Origin of the sequence: Mesobacillus maritimus, assembly GCF_019749255.1 — a bacterium.
GTDB classification, from domain to species: Bacteria; Bacillota; Bacilli; order Bacillales; family Cytobacillaceae; genus Mesobacillus_B; species Mesobacillus_B maritimus_A.
Window position 1 is genome coordinate 25,507 of the sequence record NZ_JACWFH010000039.1, and the last position, 23,344, is coordinate 48,850.

23 protein-coding genes, 1 rRNA gene and 1 pseudogene are annotated in these 23,344 nt (G+C 38.7%); 19 read left to right on the top strand and 6 right to left on the bottom strand.

The window, feature by feature from the left end; translation table 11 throughout:
- The first annotated feature begins 3 nt into the window (after positions 1-3).
- The 5 genes from cysT (at position 4) to H0185_RS22985 (ending at position 4,794) form a co-directional block, all read left to right on the top strand.
- The gene (cysT, locus tag H0185_RS22965; RefSeq protein ID WP_221875840.1) at positions 4-846 is read left to right on the top strand and encodes a sulfate ABC transporter permease subunit CysT; all 843 of its coding nucleotides are present in this window, start codon (positions 4-6) and stop codon (positions 844-846) included.
- Between the two features lie 80 nt (positions 847-926).
- Complete coding sequence (gene cysW / locus H0185_RS22970) at positions 927-1,715, top strand: sulfate ABC transporter permease subunit CysW (protein ID WP_246629391.1); 789 nt, start codon at positions 927-929, stop codon at positions 1,713-1,715.
- A gap of 47 nt (positions 1,716-1,762) precedes the next feature.
- On the top strand, positions 1,763-2,836 hold the full coding sequence (locus H0185_RS22975; protein WP_221875855.1) for a sulfate/molybdate ABC transporter ATP-binding protein: 1,074 nt from the start codon (positions 1,763-1,765) through the stop codon (positions 2,834-2,836).
- Positions 2,837-3,045: 209 nt separating this feature from the next.
- Complete coding sequence (locus tag H0185_RS22980; RefSeq protein ID WP_221875857.1) at positions 3,046-3,672, top strand: metal-dependent hydrolase; 627 nt, start codon at positions 3,046-3,048, stop codon at positions 3,670-3,672.
- Between the two features lie 291 nt (positions 3,673-3,963).
- Positions 3,964-4,794, top strand: a complete 831-nt coding sequence (locus H0185_RS22985; protein ID WP_221875859.1) for a glycerophosphodiester phosphodiesterase — start codon at positions 3,964-3,966, stop codon at positions 4,792-4,794.
- A gap of 80 nt (positions 4,795-4,874) precedes the next feature.
- Here the strand turns inward: H0185_RS22985 and H0185_RS22990 are convergent, their stop codons facing one another.
- A complete protein-coding gene (locus H0185_RS22990) occupies positions 4,875-5,654 on the bottom strand; it encodes an ABC transporter substrate-binding protein (protein WP_221875861.1) in 780 nt (259 codons plus the stop codon).
- A gap of 135 nt (positions 5,655-5,789) precedes the next feature.
- Between H0185_RS22990 and H0185_RS22995 the strand changes: the two genes are divergently transcribed.
- Both H0185_RS22995 and H0185_RS23000 read left to right on the top strand, forming a co-directional pair.
- Positions 5,790-6,239 (top strand): hypothetical protein, encoded by a 450-nt coding sequence (locus H0185_RS22995; protein ID WP_221875867.1) that lies wholly within the window; start codon positions 5,790-5,792, stop codon positions 6,237-6,239.
- A 350-nt stretch (positions 6,240-6,589) separates the two neighbouring features.
- Positions 6,590-7,612 carry an SGNH/GDSL hydrolase family protein gene (locus tag H0185_RS23000; protein ID WP_221875869.1) on the top strand — a complete coding sequence of 341 codons (1,023 nt, stop codon included), beginning with the start codon at positions 6,590-6,592 and terminating at the stop codon, positions 7,610-7,612.
- A gap of 133 nt (positions 7,613-7,745) precedes the next feature.
- Here the strand turns inward: H0185_RS23000 and H0185_RS23005 are convergent, their stop codons facing one another.
- Positions 7,746-8,318, bottom strand: coding sequence for a hypothetical protein (locus H0185_RS23005; protein ID WP_221875871.1), 573 nt, complete (start codon positions 8,316-8,318; stop codon positions 7,746-7,748).
- A gap of 205 nt (positions 8,319-8,523) precedes the next feature.
- On the opposite strand from H0185_RS23005, the gene H0185_RS23010 reads away from it, so the two are divergent.
- The 4 genes from H0185_RS23010 to H0185_RS23025 all read left to right on the top strand — a co-directional run bounded on the left by H0185_RS23010 (position 8,524) and on the right by H0185_RS23025 (position 13,440).
- Entirely contained in the window at positions 8,524-9,642 is a 1,119-nt protein-coding gene (locus H0185_RS23010) for a polysaccharide deacetylase family protein (RefSeq protein WP_221875874.1), read from the top strand.
- A gap of 827 nt (positions 9,643-10,469) precedes the next feature.
- Positions 10,470-11,243: an HpcH/HpaI aldolase family protein gene (locus H0185_RS23015; protein WP_221875876.1), complete on the top strand. Its 774-nt coding sequence runs from the start codon at positions 10,470-10,472 to the stop codon at positions 11,241-11,243.
- Between the two features lie 179 nt (positions 11,244-11,422).
- The gene (locus H0185_RS23020; protein WP_221875878.1) at positions 11,423-12,388 is read left to right on the top strand and encodes an alpha/beta hydrolase; all 966 of its coding nucleotides are present in this window, start codon (positions 11,423-11,425) and stop codon (positions 12,386-12,388) included.
- A gap of 581 nt (positions 12,389-12,969) precedes the next feature.
- A complete protein-coding gene (locus H0185_RS23025) occupies positions 12,970-13,440 on the top strand; it encodes a CBS domain-containing protein (protein ID WP_221875879.1) in 471 nt (156 codons plus the stop codon).
- Between the two features lie 163 nt (positions 13,441-13,603).
- On the opposite strand, the gene H0185_RS23030 is transcribed toward H0185_RS23025, so the two are convergent.
- A complete protein-coding gene (locus tag H0185_RS23030) occupies positions 13,604-15,103 on the bottom strand; it encodes a carboxylesterase/lipase family protein (RefSeq protein ID WP_221875881.1) in 1,500 nt (499 codons plus the stop codon).
- A 264-nt stretch (positions 15,104-15,367) separates the two neighbouring features.
- Here H0185_RS23030 and H0185_RS23035 point away from each other — a divergent pair, with 264 nt between their 5' ends.
- From H0185_RS23035 to H0185_RS23065, 7 genes and pseudogenes are all read left to right on the top strand, one after another.
- Complete coding sequence (locus tag H0185_RS23035; protein ID WP_221875882.1) at positions 15,368-15,514, top strand: hypothetical protein; 147 nt, start codon at positions 15,368-15,370, stop codon at positions 15,512-15,514.
- A gap of 205 nt (positions 15,515-15,719) precedes the next feature.
- On the top strand, positions 15,720-16,880 hold the full coding sequence (locus tag H0185_RS23040) for a DUF4317 domain-containing protein (RefSeq protein ID WP_221875885.1): 1,161 nt from the start codon (positions 15,720-15,722) through the stop codon (positions 16,878-16,880).
- A 250-nt stretch (positions 16,881-17,130) separates the two neighbouring features.
- Positions 17,131-17,223, top strand: a complete 93-nt coding sequence (locus H0185_RS23045) for a YjcZ family sporulation protein (RefSeq protein WP_221875889.1) — start codon at positions 17,131-17,133, stop codon at positions 17,221-17,223.
- An 82-nt stretch (positions 17,224-17,305) separates the two neighbouring features.
- A pseudogene (locus tag H0185_RS23050) lies at positions 17,306-17,386 on the top strand (YjcZ family sporulation protein); the annotation flags it as partial.
- A 429-nt stretch (positions 17,387-17,815) separates the two neighbouring features.
- A complete protein-coding gene (locus tag H0185_RS23055) occupies positions 17,816-18,061 on the top strand; it encodes a YuzB family protein (RefSeq protein ID WP_221875900.1) in 246 nt (81 codons plus the stop codon).
- 181 nt (positions 18,062-18,242) lie between these two features.
- Complete coding sequence (locus tag H0185_RS23060) at positions 18,243-18,839, top strand: nitroreductase family protein (RefSeq protein ID WP_221875902.1); 597 nt, start codon at positions 18,243-18,245, stop codon at positions 18,837-18,839.
- A 218-nt stretch (positions 18,840-19,057) separates the two neighbouring features.
- Positions 19,058-19,939, top strand: coding sequence for a GNAT family N-acetyltransferase (locus H0185_RS23065; protein WP_221875904.1), 882 nt, complete (start codon positions 19,058-19,060; stop codon positions 19,937-19,939).
- 128 nt (positions 19,940-20,067) lie between these two features.
- Here the strand turns inward: H0185_RS23065 and H0185_RS23070 are convergent, their stop codons facing one another.
- Genes H0185_RS23070 through H0185_RS23080 form a run of 3 tightly spaced genes read right to left on the bottom strand, consistent with a single transcriptional unit; the run spans position 20,068 to position 22,644 of the window.
- Positions 20,068-20,853: an ABC transporter permease gene (locus tag H0185_RS23070; protein WP_221875906.1), complete on the bottom strand. Its 786-nt coding sequence runs from the start codon at positions 20,851-20,853 to the stop codon at positions 20,068-20,070.
- A gap of 4 nt (positions 20,854-20,857) precedes the next feature.
- The gene (locus tag H0185_RS23075) at positions 20,858-21,649 is read right to left on the bottom strand and encodes an ABC transporter permease (RefSeq protein ID WP_221875907.1); all 792 of its coding nucleotides are present in this window, start codon (positions 21,647-21,649) and stop codon (positions 20,858-20,860) included.
- Positions 21,646-22,644 (bottom strand): ABC transporter ATP-binding protein, encoded by a 999-nt coding sequence (locus H0185_RS23080; protein WP_221875908.1) that lies wholly within the window; start codon positions 22,642-22,644, stop codon positions 21,646-21,648. Before H0185_RS23080 ends, H0185_RS23075 begins: the two co-directional genes overlap by 4 nt.
- Before the next feature lie 540 nt (positions 22,645-23,184).
- On the opposite strand from H0185_RS23080, the gene H0185_RS23085 reads away from it, so the two are divergent.
- Positions 23,185-23,344: ribosomal RNA gene (locus tag H0185_RS23085) — 16S ribosomal RNA — on the top strand; the annotation flags it as partial.

Genomic DNA, 23,344 nt, shown 5'->3' on the forward strand with positions numbered 1-23,344 from the left:
AGCATGCGGAACACATCTAAACGCCACCTTTTGCCAGGCTTTGGCATTTCGATGGGATTCACAATGGTTTATCTAAGCTTGATTGTTTTAATTCCCATCTCCGTTCTTTTTTTAAAAGCATCAACGCTTAGTCTGTCAGACTTTTGGCAAACTGTGAGTGATGAAAGGGTTATAGCTTCATTTAAAGTGACATTTTCATCGTCCTTGATTGCTGCCTTGGTAAATACCGTTTTTGGAACACTGATTGCTTGGGTGCTGGTGAGGTATCATTTTTGGGGCAAGCGCGTAGTTGACGCGCTTGTTGACCTCCCGTTTGCACTGCCAACTGCTGTAGCAGGGATTGCGCTAACAGCGATTTATGCCCCAAATGGGTGGATTGGACAATTTTTTGAACCACTAGGAATAAAAATTGCATTTTCTCAGCTGGGAATCACCATTGCGCTAATTTTTATTGGACTGCCATTTGTGGTTCGATCTGTGCAGCCGGTCTTACAGGATTTTGATGCCCAATATGAAGAAGCGGCATCCACTTTAGGTGCGAATTCTTTTCAAATCTTTATGAAAATTATCCTCCCAGCGATTACCCCTGCGTTATTAACGGGTTTTGCCCTGGCGTTTGCCCGAGCACTTGGAGAGTATGGGTCTGTAGTTTTTATCTCAGGAAATATGCCGATGAAAACGGAAATCGTCCCCTTGCTCATTATTACAAAATTAGAGCAATTCGATTATGCTGGAGCGGCGGCCATTGCAACCGTCATGCTGCTCATCTCCTTTCTTCTATTATTCCTCATTAATTTTTGGCAATGGAAACAAGCAAAGAAACATCGAGCCGTTAAGGGAGTTTGATTAGTATGTCAGCAAAAAAATATGAAGAACGTAATGAAAAAAGTAGAGAGGGAAGACGTTCTCACCTTTTAAGAAAATGGATGTTAATTGGAGTCGCACTAACCTTTTTAGGATTGTTTATTTTTCTGCCTTTAATTGTTGTCTTTTCTGAAGCCACTAGTAAGGGATTCGAACTGTACCTTCTTGCCCTTACAGAACCAGATGCACTCTCCGCGATTAAGTTAACGTTGATAACAGCTGCAATAGCAGTCCCTTTGAATACGGTGTTTGGTGTTCTTGCCGCATGGGCGATTGCAAAATTTGAGTTTAAAGGGAAAAACATTTTAATTACGTTAATTGATATTCCATTTGCGGTTTCACCGGTGATTGCTGGTCTTGTGTTTGTGCTTTTATTTGGATCCCAAGGTTTATTGGGCCCCTTTTTAGAAGCGAATAATATAAAAGTGATTTTTGGTATTCCGGGAATTGTTTTAGCGACGGTGTTTATTACCTTTCCATTTGTTGTCCGCGAGTTAATTCCAATCATGCAGGAGCAAGGCACAGATGAAGAAGAGGCAGCATTAACGTTAGGAGCAAATGGTTGGCAAATGTTTTTCCGGGTGACACTTCCCAATATCAAATGGGGCTTATTATATGGAATGATCCTTTGTAACGCCCGAGCAATGGGGGAATTTGGAGCGGTTTCGGTCGTTTCCGGTCACATCAGAGGGTTAACGAATACCCTTCCGCTACATGTTGAAATTTTGTACAACGAATACAATTTCACCGCCGCTTTTGCAGTTGCGTCGTTGCTGGCATTGCTTGCGCTTGTAACCCTGGTTATTAAAAGTTTTGTGGAATGGCGGTCGGAGAAATTGAGATCTGAGTAGCTTAGGTGAACCAAGAGGAAATTGGAACAATCAAGGAGGTTGAAATAATGGGGATTTCGATAAACGGTGTGTCAAAAAAATTTCATTCGTTTCAAGCTGTGGATCAGATCAATCTTACTATTCCTACAGGGGATTTCGTTGCCTTGTTAGGACCATCGGGTTCTGGAAAGACCACGCTTTTACGATTGATAGCAGGATTGGAGCTTCCGAATTCTGGTCAGATTTTGTTTAATGACTTGGATTATACAAATAAAAATGTAAAAGAACGAAAAGTTGGCTTTGTTTTTCAGCATTACGCCTTGTTTAAACATATGACGATTTTTGAAAATATTGCCTTCGGGCTAAAAGTCCGCCCCCGCAAATTTAGGCCTTCTAAACAAGAAATAAAGAAAAAGGTCTATGAACTTTTAGAGCTTGTACAACTTAAAGAAGTCGCCAATCGGTACCCTTCCCAGCTATCCGGAGGACAACGGCAAAGAATTGCCTTAGCAAGAGCCCTTGCAGTAGATCCGGAAGTGCTATTACTGGATGAACCATTTGGTGCATTAGATGCAAAAGTAAGGCAGGAGCTCAGGATCTGGTTAAGGGAACTTCATCAAAAAATGAATATTACCACAATCTTTGTTACGCATGATCAAGAAGAAGCACTAGAAATGGCGGATACCATTGTGGTGATGAATCAAGGAAAGGTTGAACAAATTGGTACCCCACAACAGGTGTATGATCGTCCTAAAAACGCTTTTGTTTATAGCTTTTTAGGAAGGGTGAATGAATTCAGGGGCGAAGCATTGGGTACTGTTAAGGATGGGTGCCATCTTTCCGACAACTATGTGGGGTATTTAAGACCGCACGAAGTTCATTTAAGTACAATCGCTTCGGATAATAGTCTTCCAGTTGAGGTGTTTCATGTGCATAGTGTTGGGGCGTCTGTGCGTATTGAGATAAAACGACTCGACAATGATACCTTAATTGAAGCAGAACTGAGCGCTGATGAATATCGAAGGATTGGTCCCTTTTATAAAGGAGATAGGTTATACGCCAATTGTGATTCTATAGTTGTTTTTCAACATCAACATATTCTCGAAGATAGTCTACCAAAGACAGTGGCTAGTACGATTTGATGAGTGTCTACATGTTCCACACAGAAATGAATAGTTAAACAAATGCCAGCTATTGCTGGTTTTTTTTTTGTTCTGTTTTTGGCGCTCCTCTGACTTGTTTTACAAGAAAAACAGAACAAACATTCTTAGAAACTATTTCATTATCACAAAAAGTATTATAGAATAAGTTTCTGAAGTAGTCGAAAGTTTATGGGTAGGGGTTGACGAACATGAATGGAACAGCGCATATGTTGATTGGAGCAGGAGTTGGTTTTGTTGCGGCGAATAGCTATCAAACCGATCCGACCACAACATTATTATTCGTAGGAGTAGGAGCAGTGTCAGGGTTAATGCCAGATATTGATATTGATGGGAAGCTAACCAATCGAATTACTTTCTCTCATAAAATGATTCAATATATTGCTCAATTAATTGGCTTCCTGATGATGATTTATAGTTACATAGAAGGTTCAGGAAAAGAAAAATGGGTAGGGATAGCAGTCGGAATCGCGATTTTGTTTATTTCAACTAAGATTACCCAAAGGCGGATGCTGACCGTTACAGGAGTTGGCGTTCTGATTGGTGGAATCTCATTGCAAGAACCTTGGCTTCTTTTATTAGGCGTTTTTATCATGATTGCATCGTTTGTTCCACATCGAAGTTATACTCATTCCCTTTTAGGATTGATCCTGTTTGGGGTCATTGCTCATTTATTTGAGCAATCGATTGGGATAGAAGGTGTGTACAAGGTGGCCGTTGCAGCATATGCAAGCCATCTAATTGCAGATATGAAGTTCCTGCCGTTTAATCGAAGAGGTGTTAAATTATTTCTCCCACTAACGTCAAAAGAAATCTAGTACAAGTGTAAGGATGCACGCCTTGCCCCGAGGAAAAGGACTTTTGCTTTGGCATCGTCCTTTTCTTTTTTGCTATCCATAGCATCAGTTAAAAGCGATTTATAGCAAAAAAGGAGTAGGAGAGTGTACCTGATTAATTGATTTTCCGCTTTAATTGTAAAGTTTCGTAAGAACAAAGGGGGAATTTTGTTCACACAATCTTTACGAAGCTATAAAACTAGCTACATTCCCATTCAACATCTCTTTACTAGAATAGAGTTTGAATACATATTCTGATAGGAGATGGTAGAAATGAACAAAAAATTATTATTAGGAACAGGGGTAGTGTTTTCTTTGTTATTTAGTCCGTTCAATGGAGCGTTTGCGCAAGAACCAACGGTGGGGGAAAGAAAACAGGTGGATAATGTTGCCCATCGTGGGGCAACCGCGTATGCCCCAGAAAATACAATTGCCGCTTTTGACCTAGCTGTACAGATGAAAGCAGACTACATTGAAATCGATGTGCAACGGAGCAAAGATGGGGAGTTAGTAGTAATTCATGATACAACGGTCAATCGCACAACAGATGGAACAGGAAAAGTAGGAGATTTAACGTTTGAACAGTTGAGAAATCTTGATGCCGGGAGTTGGAAAGGGAAGGAATTTACAGGCGAGCTAATCCCTACATTTGAAGAGATTTTGGATCGTTACCGTGGGAAGGTGGGAATTTTAATTGAGTTAAAAGCCCCAGAGCTTTACCCTGGGGTGGAAGAACAAGTGGCAGAGTCAATAAAAAAGCGGAATCTTGATAAACCAAAAAATGAAAAAATTATTATTCAATCGTTTAATTTTGAATCCATGAAAAAAATGAATAAGTTGCTTCCGACTGTTCCAATTGGTGTATTAACTTCTAACACTGCGCATACAACACCGGAAGCTTTACAAGAGTTTTCAACGTATGCAGATTGGTTTAATCCTAGCTATGGGATTGTAACGAAGGAATTGGTAAATCAAGTTCATGCAAATGGGATGCAAATCGGATCATGGACCGTCCGCAGTCAAGAAGCAGCAGACTTCCTGTTTGAAATGGGAGTCGATGCAATTATTTCCGATTATCCTGATTATGTTGATCCGAGAAACTAAAAGTATATCAAAAGCAAACTCAGCTTAGAGGTAGTCGAGTTTGCTTTTTTATGTTCAGTGGCATTCATTGGTATGATACATCATTCAAAAATTTTATTAAAATAGGTCGCGGCTTCTATCATTCTCGGTCCATACCAAAACATCTCCCCGTCAAGGATAACTGTTTTCACTTCTGGCAAAAACGCAGACATTTCGGTTATGTGCTTTTCTTTAAAAGGAAAAGGCTCGGTTGCTAAAAATAGATAATCCAGTTTCGCATGTTGAAAATCTTCCTCCGTGACAATAGGGTATCTTCCTTCATACATGCTAAACGCATTTTCAAAGCCTAATAGGGTTAACAGAGAACTGATATAGGTATTGTTTCCTGCAACCATATAAGGTTTCCTCCATATGACATAAGCCACTCTTTTTTCTTGAAAACTTGGGAGGCCTTTGAATCCTAATTGAATCGTGCGAAGCAAATGGTTAGCTTCAAGTTTCCGATTGGTTACCTCACCTAAGTCCTTAATCATTTTGAAAGCAGTTTGAACAGAGTCAACTTCCGCGACAAAGACTGGAAACTCTTTTTCAAGAAGTTCAACAATCTCCTTCGTGTTTTCCTCTTTCTCAGCGAAAATTAAATCTGGTTTCAACGCTCTAATTTTATCAAGGTGGATGTCTTTCGTTCCACCAACAATCATTGCTAGGTCCACCTTGTTTTTAGGATGGATGCAATATCGTGTCCTACCCACCATTTCCATTTCCAACCCCAACGAATAAAGCGTATCGGTGACGCCAGGAGCTAATGAAACAATTCGTTTAGGTGGATAGGAGTATTCAACCGAGCGGTGTAGATGGTCCATGACCAACTTCTTTGTCATAAAGTCCCTCCTGTCCTGTACAAGATAAAATCCTTCATGTAAGTCTAGTAATATCTAATTTATAATATAATGGTCATGAATAAAAGATTGTTTTCGTAATAATGAAATAAATAATGGCTGTAGAGAGGAAATAAAATGGGGAAAAAAATAACAAACGGAAAGAAAAATAAAAATCGATCTAGGAAGGAAATATTTGGAGGGTTATGTTGGAGGATTTTCCCTTTCCTTTTTTTTATACTAGCAATTGCCTATATAGCGGTTCTCGGGAACGGATACAAAATGTTTGAAAAACTAGGCTGGAATCCTAATATTGTACTGTTTATCCGTTATCTCGACAACCTTCTCCTTATGCTTATACCACTCACAATCGCTCTTGTTCTCTTATGGAAATATATCCAAACATGGAAAACATGGGTGAAAGAGGTCGAAAAAACATCAATGAAAAGCAGGACAACGGAGATTTTATGGCGCAGCGTCATCTTTCTCGTCCCTTCCTGTATCCTAATCCTTGTAGCCATTCAGTTAGGACTCGGTATGCTTCAATCTCCTGATAGTTATTGGAAAGAAGAGTGGGACTTAAAATAATTTATTTCCATTGAAACGACAGCCACAAAGCGGCTTTCTGCTTAGTGTTTTTTTTCTTGAGTTAATTTGTTTCCTAAAGAAGGAACCGAATTTATGCAATAAGGTTTTTTAATCAATTAAGATTCGTAGGCTTGTAACTTACGGAAATATTTTGGCATAAATTGTATATATCAGGGTATTAATCATGTAAAGGTGGAAAAGTTGTTAGTTTGACTTTCTATATTTTGATGGCTTACGGTAGGCTGTCATCCATGCTAAAATAGATAGACTATTCAACTTCGAGGTGCTTTAGGTAGACTAATAGGTGAATAGAATGCTGATTTTTCAATACTGGTAGGTGTTTTTTCAACATGCGTAGACAGAAAAAAATAATAATCATAGCTAGTCTGCTATTACTGGGCCTTTTTGTATATCTATTTTTTCATTCGACTCAAACTGAGCAAGTAAGTGTTGAAACTTATGACTCGGTGTGGTTACAGCACATCGAAAATGCTCCTAGCTTGAATCAAAAGGAAGAACAAAGGCTGATGTCAGATGATTCTACAAGTGGAGAGGAAGGTAAACTAAAATCTTCTGATGAAAACAGTAAACGAACGATAACAGAAGAAATCAAAGAAAAGATAAGAGAAGCCGTGGAGGGCACAATCAATCTTTTCAAAAAAGATTTGAAGATTGTTGCAATTGGTGATTCGCTTACCCAAGGTGTAGGAGATGAAACAGAGAGTGGCGGCTATGTTGGCATCTTAAACAATACATTTGAAGACAACAACTTAAATATAAAAATAGAAAACTATGGTAAGAAAGGTAACCGAACGGACCAATTACTAAAACGGCTGGAGAAAGAAGAGATAGTTGCTTCCATCAGCAAGGCCGACCTTGTGTTCATTACGATTGGTGCGAATGATATTATGAAGGTGGTCAAAAGTAATTTTACCAATCTAAAGTTAGAGCTTTTCGAAGAGGAAAGACTCGATTATATAGAGCGGTTAAAAGCCATCTTTGATAAAATTAATGAAATAAATCCAGACACACAAATTTATTTAATTGGATTTTATAATCCTTTTGAACTCTATTTTGAGGATATAGAGGAATTGGCTTTAATTATGAATAGGTGGAATGAAGCAGGTAGGTTAGTTACTGAGGAATATGAGAATGTCAATTATATTCCGGTTGCAGACTTGTTTAGTCAGCGCACCATTGAGCTATTAGCCGATGATTATTTTCACCCCAATACTACCGGATACAAATTAATGGCAAAGCGGGTGTTGGAAAACGTGGATGAAGTGAGCATTGAAACCGAGATTACTACGGAATCAACGGCAGAAAGTGAGAGTTCCACACAACAGGAAACGACTACCGAAGAGTTTGAATAACAGGCGGTATTAAAGGGGAGGGAGTTCAAAAACTTGAACAATCTTCCCTTTTTTCATGTTTATAAAGGTGGATATTTCGAAACACATCGTTCACACAAAATCCCTCAAAACACTTAAAGCGAGTCATTCTGCACTAGCTTTGGTAATCTAATTCATCAAGCGACCATACATCCGCTATCTGGAGGGAATCGCCAGAAAAAATACAATATAAGTCAGAACCATTAGGATGTTGCTCTCGGTTTTGTATCACCAAACCATCGTAACCTTGATTAAGTAGGTGCTGGCGGAATTTATAATTCGCTTCGTCCTTATTCAACAATATTGCCTTATCTCTCCAAGTTCGCTTCCTTTTCTGTGATCCTAAGTAATCACAAAACACATCCCGGTCTTCCAAAAATAACTCATAGGAGTTCTGCCCCATATATGCTTCATATTTCTTCAGAGTCGGTTCGTCAATAAAGACTTTATAAACATATCCAGTAACAGGCTTGTCAATTTGCACCATTTTAGGCTCGCCATCTTCCCAATACTCAGTTTGTGATTTTTCAATCACGGTCTCAATGCCGACGGCGTAAGGCTTTGCTGATTGGATGTCAGAAGTGAACCAAAATCCAATGGTATTAATGTCGTCTTTATGTAGAGGTTGAGCGAGATAATCTTTATGAAAATGATTAAATTTACGAATAGTACCATGATAAAAAATCATATGTATGCCCTCCCATCTATAGGATATCCCAATTTTCGCTTGTTCATTTTCGGTTCGTGTCGAAAGTTATTTAAAGATTTTAGCGAATGTTGTATGATTTATCAATGGGACGAGTAGGGGCAAAAAAATCTATGAAACTATCAGATAAGAAGTATAGTTTAGTAGCATCTTCAAGTCTTAAATTTCTAAGGAAGTGCATAAAGAATTGAGCAAAAGAAATTGGATGATTTCATTTTTATTCATACTGATTATATTTACTGCGGGATGCTCATCCAACGAGGCGAGGGCGTTAGATACCGAGGATGATCCAGAAGCGAAACAAGTGTCAAAAGTACCTAAGGAGGAGAAGCTTTCGACGGAAGAAAGTTTCACTTCTAGTAATAATCAAGATGAACGCGTAGGACACGTATCCAAAACATTTCAAACGGATGAAAACCTCAATTTGAGAGAAGGACCCTCTTCTCAAGAACCTCTTTTGTTTACGATTCCAAAAGGAGAAGAAGTTACCGTTCTCTCAGAAGCTGGATCTTGGTACAAAGTGAACTACCAGACCTATACAGGGTACGTTGATTCGTCGTACTTATCAGAGCCAGGACAAGCCTTAAGTGGAGCAACACCATCACAATTGTCAAACATAACCATAACTCCTTCAACAAAGGGAACCGGAGAATATCGTCTCCCGATTCTCATGTACCATGCTATTGATGAGTACCAAGGGAACGGGTCTCAAGAGCTTTATGTCACCCCAGAAAACTTTGAAATTCAAATGCAATATTTGAAAACAGAAGGATTCACTCCCATTACCTTTGATGAGATTAAAGAGATTGATGAAATTGAAAAACCAGTGTTAATAACTCTAGATGACGGCTATAAAAACAATCTGAATGCGTATTACATTTTAAATAAGTTAAATGATGCCTCATACCAAGCAAAAGCAACAATCTTTATGATTGGGAATAAAATCGATAAAAAGACTGGTCTATCAACAGAAGAAATAAGGGAAATGAGTGACTCTGGGATCATCTCGTTTCAAGCACACACCGAACACCATCCATCTTTAACAACGATTACTGACTTTCAATCAGAATTGGGTGGGAATAAGGAAAGATTAGAAAAGCTAACGGGTAAGAGGGTAACAGCGCTTGCCTACCCCTCAGGACACTACAATGAACAGGTCGTAGAGGAAACAAAGAGCTACTTTGACTATGCCGTAACAACGAATGCAGGAATTGCAACAGCAGATTCGTCTCCATATGAATTAGAAAGAATTCGTATTAGTTATAGTACAACCTTAGAAGCTTTTGATTATCTTCTGAATCAATGAGGCGGCCATTCTAATTTGCTGTGAGAAAAATTTAGTGCTTTGAGAAAATAAAACATACATGTGTTTCTGAATAATGCTAGATTATTATGAAATAAACAAACCTAGCTGGCTTAGATGACAGATTGTCGAGAAAAGGTGTCTTTCTCGGCAATTTTTTTTGATAGTAAGGATTCATTATTAATTGATAATACAGGTAAGTGGCCTGTTGATTTCCGCTCCTGGCACTCGCTTTCCGCGGGGAGCTCCTGGAGCCTCCTCGGCGCTTTATGCGCCTGTGGGGTCTCCAGTGACCTCTTCATCCCGCAGGAGTCGAGTGCCCTCCGCTCCAATCACCAGGGTGCGAATCGACCTAATGAACTACAAGAATTTTTTCTAACCTCGCGAGGTGTGTGGCAAACTTTTTTTGACAGTCAACAGTAAAGAGTGCTTGTCTACTAATATTCCTCAGCCCCTTAAAGGGGGATAGCATAGAGTCTGCAATGCTTGCTCAACTCTTCCTTATCAAGAATAAGGATAAAATCAATATTTTTATCAATTAGATTGAAGAATGCATTTGGTACTAAAACTTAGAATTAAATTCAATTTCAGCCTTGAAGAGGCTCTCCGGCACACCGCGGAAAGCAACAGACATGTTCATACGATAGACTATGCATTAATCTAGCTCGTCTTTTTTAAAAAATCCATTTTCTAACAAATTTCGACAGTGTTATCGTTTTATAATAGAAGATACTCCCACCATGTTCTTTTCTACATAGAATACCCTCAAAATTCAAGGAAACTATGGGAATTCCAAATAATATCATGTTCATTTAAGGAGATTAGAAGTTATGGAGAACACAATAAAGAAAAAATTAGCGAAGAATGAAAATGTTTTTGGAACTTTTATTATGACGAATGGTCTTGATACAGCCGAAATAATCGCACATGCTGGTGCCGATTGCATCATGATTGATGGGGAACATGGATCAATGGATCTTGAAACAGCGGGACGAATGGTTTCTATCATTAGGGGAACCTCAACTGTGCCCTTCCTTAGAGTTGCTGGGAACGAGCCGTCGCTTATTAAACGAGGCTTAGATACTGGTGCTGCTGGGATTATGATTCCAATGGTGAATACAAAAGAAGAAGCAGAAGCAGCTGTAAAGTTGTGTAAATATCCTCCAATGGGTGTCCGGGGCATGGGTGCGGGACGAGCCATTTTGTTTGGCGCTGGGGCGGACGAGTACGAAAACTACTTTAAACATGCGAATGATGAGGTCCTAGTCATTGTTCAGATTGAACATAAACAGGCAGTTGATAATATTGAAGAAATCCTTTCTGTTCCAGGAATCGATATTGCTTTTGTAGGGCCACTTGATTTAAGCACATCGATGGGCCTTTCTGGACAGTTAACACATCCTGAAGTTCACAAGCAATGCTTGAAGGTGGTTGAGGCTTGTCAAAGGCATTATGTGATTCCGGGGATCATGAGCTGGTCAGGAGGAATGGAACAACACCTAGAAATGGGCTTTAAATTCCTTTTGGGGGGCATCGATGCTTCAATTCTTTATAAGGGTGTTAGAGAACTGGTAAAGGAATTTAAGAGCAGCACAAAATCATGATTATCTTTATAAAAGGAAAGTGCTGATAATTGTAACTCGTTATGATGGATCATATGGGGAGCGAGAGTCAATCTAGGATTATTTATTTGCACCTAGTTCAATTGTCATGTACTATTTTAACAGAGATTAGGTGTTTGATAGATTAGGGAAAGCTAGATTCAAACAACAGGAGAGAGAATATGAAAAAAACAGGAATAATACTCGGGTCCGTTGTGGTCCTCCTCGCGGTTGCGTATATGCTAGTCGGAAACTATTTTTATAACTATGCTTTAAATGCAGACCGCGAGAAAGAATTTTTAGAAGGAAACCCCCATTTAGAAGAAAGTGAGGCTGTTTCTGCTGCGGTTGCTGAGGAAGCAGAGCTAGCAGATGAGGCTTTTAAAAAAGAGCACGAACCATCGCAACTAAATGTTGTATCAAAGGATAAGCATCAACTTAAATTGAATGCTTACTATTATGATCAGGATCCTTCTGAACATAAATGGGCGATTGTCGTTCATGGTTATACAAGTCAGGCGGCCCATATGACAAGATACATCCGAAACTTTCACGAAAAAGGCTATCATGTCCTGGCACCAGACCTTCGTGGTCATGGTGAGAGTGAAGGGGATTATATTGGGATGGGCTGGGATGATCGCAAAGATATGCTTTTGTGGATTGATGAAATCCTAAAGACAGACCCAGAAGCAGAAATTGCTTTGTTTGGAATTTCCATGGGCGGGGCGACGGTCATGATGACGTCTGGAGAAGAAGACTTACCTGATAACGTAAAAGTGATTGTAGAAGATTGTGGGTATGCTTCAGTCAGCGATGTATTTGTCTATCAATTAGATGATCTCTTCGGATTACCTGAATTTCCAGTCATCAATGCTGCCAATACGTTAACGAATATCCGCGCCGGATATGACTTGTATGAAGCAAGCGCAGTTGACCAGGTGGCCAAAAGCGAAACTCCGACTTTGTTCATTCATGGTGACAGTGACACCTTTGTTCCATTTGAAATGCTAGATGAAGTGTATGACGCAGCACCTGTTGAGAAAGAGAAACTTATTATTCCTGGAGCTGGACATGGGGATGCTGAAAAAGTAGACCCTGTTACGTATTGGAATACAGTATGGGATTTTGTAGACAACTATATTGACTAATGGAAAGTACTAATGGCCGTATTTGGAACGGACCATTAGTACTTTTTTTATTCAACGGTAGGTTAGCAAATGACATTATGCCTGTGAAAAACCACAGCAGATAGTTTAAATGGGGAACTTTCACAGACCCTTGAGGAAATTCAATTGGATTTTTTGAATACTTGGATAAGGCTGAAGAGCAGGAACGGATAAACACAATTGTTCGTTTATGAAAAAGGTTGTTATGAAAAAATTTCGCGCATTTGAGGTTCCTTTATCATATGTTACAAAAACAATAACTTTACGAAACTAGCGTTTTTCCAACGTCCATAAATAGTAAAAGCTGTTTTGTAAAAATGATTGCTATAATCCTACAGTCGAATTTGAGAAAAGAGCCATGTGTAAAATGTATAGGATTGTAATCTTGTGTAAAGGAGATTTAAAATAAGAGTATCACTCTTATCATAGAAAGCTAAGGGAGAACGGATCCTTTTTATTGGCTGTTTTTGAAAGCGGTGTCAAACCGAATTACGTCAACCAATAATCTACAATTAGGTGTCATAGAAACCACTAGATTGTCGAATAAATGAGGGGGGCTCAATATGCAGGTGCGCGATTTCATGATTTACGATGTATATACTGTTACACCTTCTACAAGTGTGAAAGAGGTATTAGGTATTTTTGAAAAAAATGAAATTGGCGGAGTACCAGTCGTTGATAAAATGGGAAATTTAGTAGGCATTGTGACCGATGGAGATATTGTACGCTTTCTTTCCTTACAAGAGAAGTTCTATTTTACTTATAGCATGGCATACATCGGAGACATAGAACCAATCGAGAAGGTGATTAAACAAAGAATGAATACACAAATTAGCGAAATTATGGTAAAGAAGCATCTTAAAACATTATCACCTGATGATACGTTAGAATGCGCTTTAAGTTTGCTATCAAAGCATCGATTTAAAAAGCTTCCTGTGGTAAATGGAGCAGGTCGTGTAGTGGGCATCATTAGTCGTGGGGATGTTATTAAGCGTTTAGCTAAGATGACAACTGAACAGATCACGATTTCTTAACGATTCATCAGAAATCATAGACGATCACCATCTAAAACAAGCACATGTAGAGATAGACACATGTGCTTGTTTTAGTTCATTGCAACTATAAAGTGGTGTTGCTATCGTTAGCGAGTATGCTGTCTATTGACTACTCTCCTTTTTGAAAAGTGGGAGAGATCATTTAGGACTTCATTACCATGCTGATTTGCTCCCATTTCACACGATCTTCTTTGTTCGGATCATTTACAACCTTACTTTCTACATTGAAAATCATGGTTGAGCGTTGATTGGTGTCATAAGATGGCCACTCTGGAAGTTCATCTGTATTTGGATTCCCATTTCGCGCAAAGTTAATCCAAGCTTGATGCATTTGATCCGCAACAATTTGTCGCTCAGGTGAAGTGCCAGTAAAGTTTTCTGTCCCTTCAGTTTCAAGTGTGTTCCATACAAATGGAATCTCTAAAGCGTGCGTCGCTTTAAGGGCCCCATTAAAGACAGGTGTTTCCCAATCAAATCGGTACATCCAAACAGGAGCACCATGGTTTGTTTGCAGCTCTGCTAGCTTTTGTGCAGGGTGACTGAATACAGTAATCGTTACAAGCTTGTTGAAAAGTTCCTGGGAGAGAGGTTCGCCTCCAGCGAAATGTGCTGAAATCACAGGCAAGAGTGGCCCAAATGTTTTCTCGAATAAAGCTTTAACGTTTTCCTCATCGCCATTGGTGTTCTTCCACTCTGGATCAAAAGCTGTAAAGATATTGAATTCATCTTTGTTTGTCCCGATAAGTACCGTCACATCCTTTGCAGACCCCTCTGCAATTGCTTGTTCAGGAGGTTTCGGAAGACTAACGCCATCCACCACTGGGCCAAGGCTCATTGAAGGAAGCAGATCAGCAGCTTGGAGAAGTTTTTCCGGTGGTATTTCCTCTAATTTGGAAATATTGGCTGCATCTATTTGTAATGCTGCTAAAACATGACCTGCCACTTTTGTAGCAGTTTCAACAGGGTGTGCGTTGGCTGCCGCACCACTTTGAAGAATCGCTTTTTGGTATAGACCTTCTGCCGATGGGAATCCAAGCAATACCCCAATGCTCATCGCTCCAGCTGATTCGCCAAATATCGTTACGTTGTTCGGGTCACCACCAAATTTTGAGATATTTTCTTGTACCCATTGTAAAGCAGCTACCTGATCGAGAATGCCGCAATTTCCTGAAGTTGCATAATCCTCTCCAGCAATTTCTCCAAGGTGAAGAAATCCAAATACGCCAAGTCGGTAATTGATCGTTACAACAACGACATCCCCTTGCTCAGAAAAGGAGGCACCATCATACCAGTGGCTAGAACCAGATCCAGTTAGAAATGCTCCGCCGTGAATCCAAACCATGACTGGTCGCTTTTTATCGTCAGCTGCTGGTGACCATACATTTAAATAAAGACAATCCTCACTTACATTTGAGACGTCGTTTCCGAAAAACTCCATGATTTCTCTTTGAGTTTGTTGGGCAACAGGTGAAAAAGAGGTAGCATCACGAATCCCATCCCAGGAATCAGGTAACTCAGGAGCACGAAAACGAAGAGGTCCTACTGGAGGTTTCGCAAAAGGAATTCCTTTCCACGTGCAAACCCCATTAAGCTGTTCTCCACGTAGTTTTCCATAAGTACTTTCAACAATTAGATTAGACATTCTCATTCTCCTCTCTAAATTTCAATCTTTCAGCCTAGTACAAAGAGGCTATTTATTCTTATTCGAGATAATGGAAAGGCTTTCCTTTAAAATACAGAAAGTTGTAAAAATAAAGAAAATTAGTGTGTATATTAAACGGGAAAATTCTTACTTTTCAAGCTAATTTTGCTATTCCGCCTATTTTGTAAGCGCTTCCACCTACGCTCTTTCACCAGTATAATAAGATTATAAGTTATCCACTAACCAATAAATGGGGGAATCAAGATGCTTACAGAGTTGTTTCTTGAATTCAAAAACTGGTGGTTCGGAGAGAGGATAAGTGAAGAATTAGAAGAATTTGAACGGATTGAATCTAAGCATACAAGAGTACACTTTGATGAAGATATTGATGAAAAAATACGTGTACATTAATCATGTGTATAGGTAAAAGAAGACTTCCTTTTTGAAGTCTTCTTTTTGTTGGCTTCGTGAATATTATAGCTTGAATTTTTGAAAATTAGTTTGATATAGTTAACGAGTTGGTGGATTCATTGTTTATTGAAAAATTGAGGATAAGAGGGGAGTCTCTTATCAGGTAGTTTTGAACCGTATAATCAGGAATGGGAGCTTAAACCAAATGAATAAGAACGACATTGGTAATATCCGTAAGGAATTTAAATTAAACAATCCAAAGATGAATATCCGTGAGATCTTTAATGTGTATGTTCAAAAAGAAACAGGTGAGATTTATCATCACATGAGTCAACCTTTTCAACTGCTAGACCAAGAAGCACAGGAATTGTTTTTAGCCAACTTTAAAAAGGTTTTGACTGGAAATCTTGACTCAAAATTATTTGAGCTCAAATTTATCCGGGATGTGGAAGACAGTACCCAAACCATCCTTTATGAGGGTTTGCATTCCGATACCACAGAAGACTGGAAGGAGTACATGCTCGATATTGTGGCGAAAATGTTTGCGCATTCTGTCTATGAGTTTGATACAGTGGTAACGTTCATTCGTGGAGAATATCGGAAGCATACGAAGAAGCGTGACTTAGAATCAGAAGCAGGTGGGGATGATGAGGTTTACTCAAACGAATTTATCCTCTGTAGCTTAAATAAAACCGATCAACCCAAAAAGGCCTTGCTATTTGATTATATCGAGAAAGCATTCAAACCGAACAATGTGTTTGATCCTATCATTAATTTAGCTGCACCGATGTCAGGTTTTTTGTTCCCAGCTTTTAATGATAATGCGGCAGATGTAAACCATATCCTTTATTGCGCAGGAAAAAATAATCAACCAAATGAACAATTTATTGAACAAGTTCTTAACTGTGAAGAAGTCATTACGGCTGAGGAAGATAAAGACATTTTTGAATTGGTCTTAAGAAATGTCATTGGTGACGAAGTAGACTCTCGAACCATCTCCAATGTTTATGAAGAAATTGATAAAATCGTACTGGAAAATGAAGAAAGTGAAGAAAGTGAAGCTCCGAAATTAGACTATCGCGACATTGAGCGAATTCTTGATGTAAGTGGAGTTGAAAATGTGGACAGTGCGAAAGTAGAACATGCTTTAAAAGAAATCATTGCGGACGAAACACATGAATTCAAGGCCAGTAGCTTAGTACCAAAGAAAATCAAAATCAGCACAAAAATAGCGGATGTCACCATTAATCCAAAAGAATTAAGAAACTTAAAATACATTAACTTTCAAGGAAAACGCTGCCTCTTGCTTGAAGTGGAGGAAGATGTTGTTCTTGAAGGTTTTAGATTGGAAACGGAAACGCTCTAACATGCTTTTATGCGTCAAATCAGTAAAAAACCCTACTAGCTGGCCAACCGCCTAAACATTCGCTCTGACGCTTTCATAAGATTCAATAACTGTTCCTTTTTTTTTTACATGAAGGACCCTCCTTTCATACAAAGCTGTCCCCCAGATGGCTTTCTGCATGAGCCCATTTTTCCTAGAAAATGGGCATTTGCCATTTCGAAATAAACAAACCCACATATAGTAATAACAAATGAATAAGGAGGTGTTGTTCATGAGTGGTGGATACGCAGGAGGAGGCTTTGCCTTGATTGTAGTATTGTTCATCCTCCTTATTATTGTAGGAGCTTCTTACCTTGGCTACTAATTTTTAATGAGGAATAACTTTATCTTAATAGGAGGCGATAGGTATGTTTGGATATGGATATGGTGGATGTGGCTACGGCGGCGGATACGGATATGGTGGAGGCTTTGCGCTAATTGTCGTACTATTCATTCTACTCATCATCATTGGAGCTTCTTGGTTCTAAGATCATGATTAGAAGATGAAAAATCCTGAATCCGATTGGATTCGGGATTTTTGTTTGGACTCATTCACTATCTCGTCGGGATTGAGGTCCCGTTTTATAAGTGGATGAATTAGGAATTAAAATGATCCGCTACATAATATTGATTTTTAAACCTGATATTCACCATAGGGGGGACCGCATAAGAGTGTAATCTAGCAAGAAAAGTCGATAGATCAAATGGTTGGTAAGTAGACGTTAAAGCTCGCTGGATATCTTTAATGGAAAACAAAAAATTTGATTTTGTGAGCAGGCTATGGTGTAATGGGTTCATCTGTTTTTATACTATAAAGTATAAAAATGAGAGTTGTAGAATAAAATGCAAAGCTATTTAATGCTTTTACTATAATGAAAAACTTTTGGTGAAACTGAGTAATAGAAAGGACAAGAAAAATGGGGATTATAGTGGTTGAGATATGCGATGGTAGCTTGATTACCCAAATCGATTTAGAATCGATTCTGGAAGCGGAGTATCCTGAAGTAGCGGTGATCGAAAACAGCTGCTTATCCTTTTGTGGAATGTGTGCGAAGAGTCCGTATGCAATGGTGAACGGAAAACGGGTTTTTGCTAAGACGACAGAGGAGTGTCTTGAAAAGATTAGAAAACAAATTGAAACGGAGTTAGCTGTTTACTCATAAGGAAAACTGGAAACGAATCATAGCAGTTCGTATAAATATATAAATTGATTAGGGGGACTGCGTTAGCAGTCCTCCTTTGTTTATCACTCATATTTTAGAAGAACGTTTCATAGAATATAGTTCATTTAAATAAGGGTGGATACTCATAAAATATATGTAATAGTGTTTGGAGGGATTGTGGATGGATGTGTTTGAAGCAATAAAAACAAGAAGAAGTAATGGGCTAGTTCGGAATGAGACTGTTCCGAAAGAACTGATTGAAGAAATCTTAGAGGCAGGCACATGGGCTCCTAGTCATTTTAGAACTGAGCCGTGGAAGTTTTTTGTTTTAGAAGGGAACAGCAGAATGGCGTTGGGAGAAGTGCTGGTCAAAATTGCTGAAAAAACGATGGATGATCCCAATAGTGAGGCTAACATAAAAAAGCGGGAGAAAATTCTTGAAAAGCCTTTTCGGGCCCCAGTCATTATAACTGTAGCTGTGGAGCCCAATGTACAATCTGAAAAAGTGATTATTCAAGAAGAGTATGGAGCGGTATATGCAGCCATTCAAAACATGTTGCTTGCCGCGCATGCGTTAGGATTGGGAGGATTTTGGCGAACGGGCAAACCGACCTATGATCCTTTAATGAAAAAACTGTTTGGATTAACAGATAAAGGCGAAGTACTTGGATTTCTTTATTTTGGCTATCCAAAAAAAGAAATGCCTTCTGGAAATAGAAAGTCTATTAGTGAAGTCACGACTTGGTTAACAGTTAAAGATGATTTTCAACGCTTATAAACAAAGTCTACTGTGAGATATGAACAGAAGAATTTTTAATGGACCATAGAGGTATTGGTCTCTTTTTTTTGCATTTCATCTTCTATTCGATCGTTTAAGCTGATAAATATGATCAGTTGAACCATGTTTTTATTGCATTTGCTTACTAAAAAAATCGTTTTAAAGATAGATAGTATAGTAAAATAGAGGTAACGTTGGAAGCTAAAGAGGGTTAAACAATGGCAGAATTTATTTTTTATAAGGATTACAAAAAGAATGAAACGTTAAGGAAAAGCTTTAATGAACTTGCTACTTTGGTTTTTGGTATTCAATTCGAAGATTGGTATCAAAAAGGATATTGGAATAACCGGTATATTCCTTTTTCTTATGTGGTAGAGGATAAGGTGATTGCCAATGTCTCTGTGAATCTATTGGATTTTGTTATAGACGGAAAGATAAAAAGAGCGATCCAAATTGGAACAGTGATGACACACCCTGATTATAGAAATCTAGGGCTTTCAGCTTCTTTGATGAACCTAGTTTTAGAAGAGTACGCTCAGAAGTATGATTTTATGTATTTATTTGCGAATAAAACGGTGTTGGATTTCTACCCTAAGTTCGGTTTTAAATCTGTTGATGAATACCAGTTTTCAATGAACTACCGTTCTAGACCATTAGATACTACAGGGATTACAAAACTAGATACCACCAAGATTGATGACCTAAATTTTATCTACCAATTCGCTTCCGAAAGAATAGCCGTTTCGAACGTATTTGGGACTCAGAATACTCAAGGACTATTCATGTATCATTGTATCAATGTTTTTGGGGAACATCTTTACTACTTAGAAAAGGAAGATGCGATCGTTATTTTCGAGCAGGAAGGCAATCAAGTAGACATTTTTGATATAGTGAGTAAAAAAGAAGTGAACATACAGGATATTCTTTCGAAGATCACAAACAAAGATTCTAACAAAATAGTTTTTCACTTTACTCCTGGTTATGAGGGAATTCAGATTCAAAAGGATATGTTTAAAGGAGACGAAGTGTTATTTGTAAAAACAAATGGGAGTAGTCAATTCCCGTCGTACGTGAAACATCCTATTACTTCCCAAGCGTAAAGTTACATCTTGTGCTACATAAAGGAGTCTAGGTCGTAGAGAATTTTTATAAAACGAAAGCCCCGTAGGAGAAAAAGCGACTATCTACGGGGCTTTCGTATGTGTAAACTAGGATGGTCGTATTAATCTTAGTTCCCAGCCCCGCGGTATTTCTTTACTCCCGTATTCCAAAGAAAAACGGAAATACTGAAGAAAAGGATGCCCATAACAGGTGTTAGAAAGGCATACCCGTACCATTCTTCTCTATTTAAAAAGTAAGCAGCTGGGTAGACGCCAACAAAGGCAAACGGCAAGATCCACGTTAACACAAAACGAATGACTTTATGATAAATATTTATCGGATAGCGGCCGTAGTTCCCGATATTATACATCATCGGCATAATATCGGTACGACTGTCAGACCAAAATCCGATGGTGGCAATGCTAATAAAAATTCCAGCATAAATAAACATCCCGCCAAAAATCATCAAAAGAAAGACCAATAGATCGTACCATGCGTAGGTTAGTCCTAGTTCTGTCCCAGCATAGCCCATAATCGCTAACCCGGTAATAACCCCGAATAACGACTCCAACTCCATTCGTTCCATAATAATTTGGAAAAGACTATGAACAGGTCGAGTTAGAACACGGTCCATTTCCCCTTTGACAATATAACGTTCATTAAAATCCCAGATGTTGAAAAATGCCGAAAATAGCGCATAGGGAACAAGGAAGAATCCATAAATGAAAATAATCTCTTCGCGGTTCCACCCACTCAATAATGATGTGTGACCAAAAACCACTAAAATGAAAATCAAGTTCACAGCTTGTGACAATATATCAGAAAAAATTTCAACGACGGTATCCACGCGATACGTCAATCTTGTTTTTAAATATTGAGAGGCGTATTGAAAAAACATCGAAACGTAAAACACTCGTTTAGCCTCCTTGGACAATTAATTGTTTTTTTGCTAGAGACCATAACAGCTGAATTGGAATCAATAAGATGAATGCCCATGCTGCCTGTAACAGTACGGCATGATAAATCTCCTGCCCAACAAAGCCTTCAGTAAAAATCATGCTAGGAATATAACTGATGGCTTGAAACGGTAAATACGACATGACCGATTGCGCCCATATTGGGAAAAATGAGATTGGGAGCAAAAGTCCGGAAAATAAATCGATGACAACCCGTTTTGCGCGAATTAACCCAGTGTTATTAAATAAGAAGAAAGACATAATTCCAGTAAGTAAATTGATTTGTGTATTCACGATAAAACTAAATACCAACGACACCAGGAAAAACAGCCACGTCATGAAACTAGCCGAAAAGCTAATCGGAAACATTAAGGCAACAATAATCATCCCTGGGACAGAGAAAAAGAGTAAGCGGAAAAGTCCTTCTCCAAGCGCCTGCATCGTTTTCATTCCTAAATAGTTATAAGGGCGAATCATTTCGATGGCGACTTTTCCGTCCTTGATTTCAGCTGCAATTTCGCGGTCAATATTGTTAAAATAAAACGCTCTTGCCATCCATGCTACCGCCACATAGGTGGTCATTTGTAGGACGGACAGACCTTGAATCTCAGAGTTCTCTCCATAAATCGCTGACCATAAAAAATAGTAGGCACCAATATTGATGCTGTAGATTAAAATCCCACTATAATAATTGGTCCGATAAGCGAGCATCATTAAAAACCGAACCCGAATCATTTCAAGATACATACTCATGCGAGGGCCAAACCTTCTTCGTAAATTTTACGAACAATCTCTTCGGTTGATACTTCATTGATGCGGACATTTTTTATCGGGTTCTTTTTTACAACATCGCTAATTAATTGAGAGACAAGGCGTTCGTCGCCATTTACATAAGCAAGCCATGTGGTCGCATCTTTTTGCTCCCATTGAACATTTGCTAAGTAAGGAAGCTGGTTTCTTTGGACTTCTGCTAAAAATTCAAATTCCACTTGTTTGCCTTCAACAGCATGGCCTTGAAGCTCATTCAGCTTGCCGTCATAGATGATTTTTCCTTCATCTAATAGAACTACTCGTTCACAGAGCGCCTCAATATCGGTTAAATCATGTGTCGTTAAGAGAATAGTTGTTTTATATTGCTCATTAATTTCCTTTAAAAACTTCCGAATCTTTAACTTTACTAGTACGTCCAATCCAATCGTTGGCTCGTCTAAAAAAAGTAGAGGAGGATTGTGGATCAAAGCAGCAGCCAATTCACACCGCATCCGTTGTCCAAGGGATAGTTTCCGAACAGGCTTATCCAATAAAGGACCAATTTCCAATGTTTCAATCACATGACCCATATGCTGGTTATAGTCTTTATCTGAAACGCGGTAAACCTTTTTTAATAATCGGAAAGACTCTTGTACAGCGATGTCCCACCATAATTGTGAGCGCTGACCGAATACGACGCCAATCGTACGCACAAACTCCTCTCGTTGTTTATGAGGATTCATTCCATTCACAACAATCGAACCGGATGTTGGCGTAAGAATGCCTGTTAGCATTTTAATCGTTGTTGACTTCCCTGCACCATTTTCGCCAATATAGCCAACCATTTCTCCTTGTTTAATGGTTAAGGAAATATCATCAACCGCCGGCAACACTTTATAATTTCTCGTAAACAAATCACGAAAAGCCCCGCTTAGGCCTGAACGACTAGAGTACGACTTAAACTCTTTGCGCAAATTCTGAACTTCAATAACGTTCATGTTAAACCTCCTAAAAGACTTACTATATATATGAAAGACACACTATGATTTTCACAAGAATTAATTCTACCGTGAGCCTATAAATCTAGCAAGTGGGACGGAGGGACAGGCTCATTGTCCCAAAGAATCTTTATACTTGATTAACTCTGTATGTAAAAAATTTCTATTGTTTGTTATGGGGAATGGTGGTATTCTTATTTAGCTGCTTCAGACAGCAACAATTGTTAACTCTTTAATAATACTTTTCTAATAAAGTATTGACGAGTCGATTATTGTGATGTATATTAAATATCCGCTGTTGAAAACGGCAGCCACTTATTTAATCAATTATATTAAAATAATATTATACTTGATTTAATGAGTTGAACATGATATATTAATAAATGTCGCTTCTGAGCGACGCTAAAGTAATTGTTCTTTGAAAACTAAACAAACAAGCGTCAACAAACAATAAATTTTCATGTTTCTTCTATTAATTAGGGAAATATGAATTAGGGAAATATGAGCCAACGTTTTTATTATGAGCTTAACTCATACTCTTTATTGGAGAGTTTGATCCTGGCTCAGGACGAACGCTGGCGGCGTGCCTAATACATGCAAGTCGAGCGAATCTGAGGGAGCTTGCTCCCAAAGATTAGCGGCGGACGGGTGAGTAACACGTGGGCAACCTGCCTGTAAGACTGGGATAACTCCGGGAAAC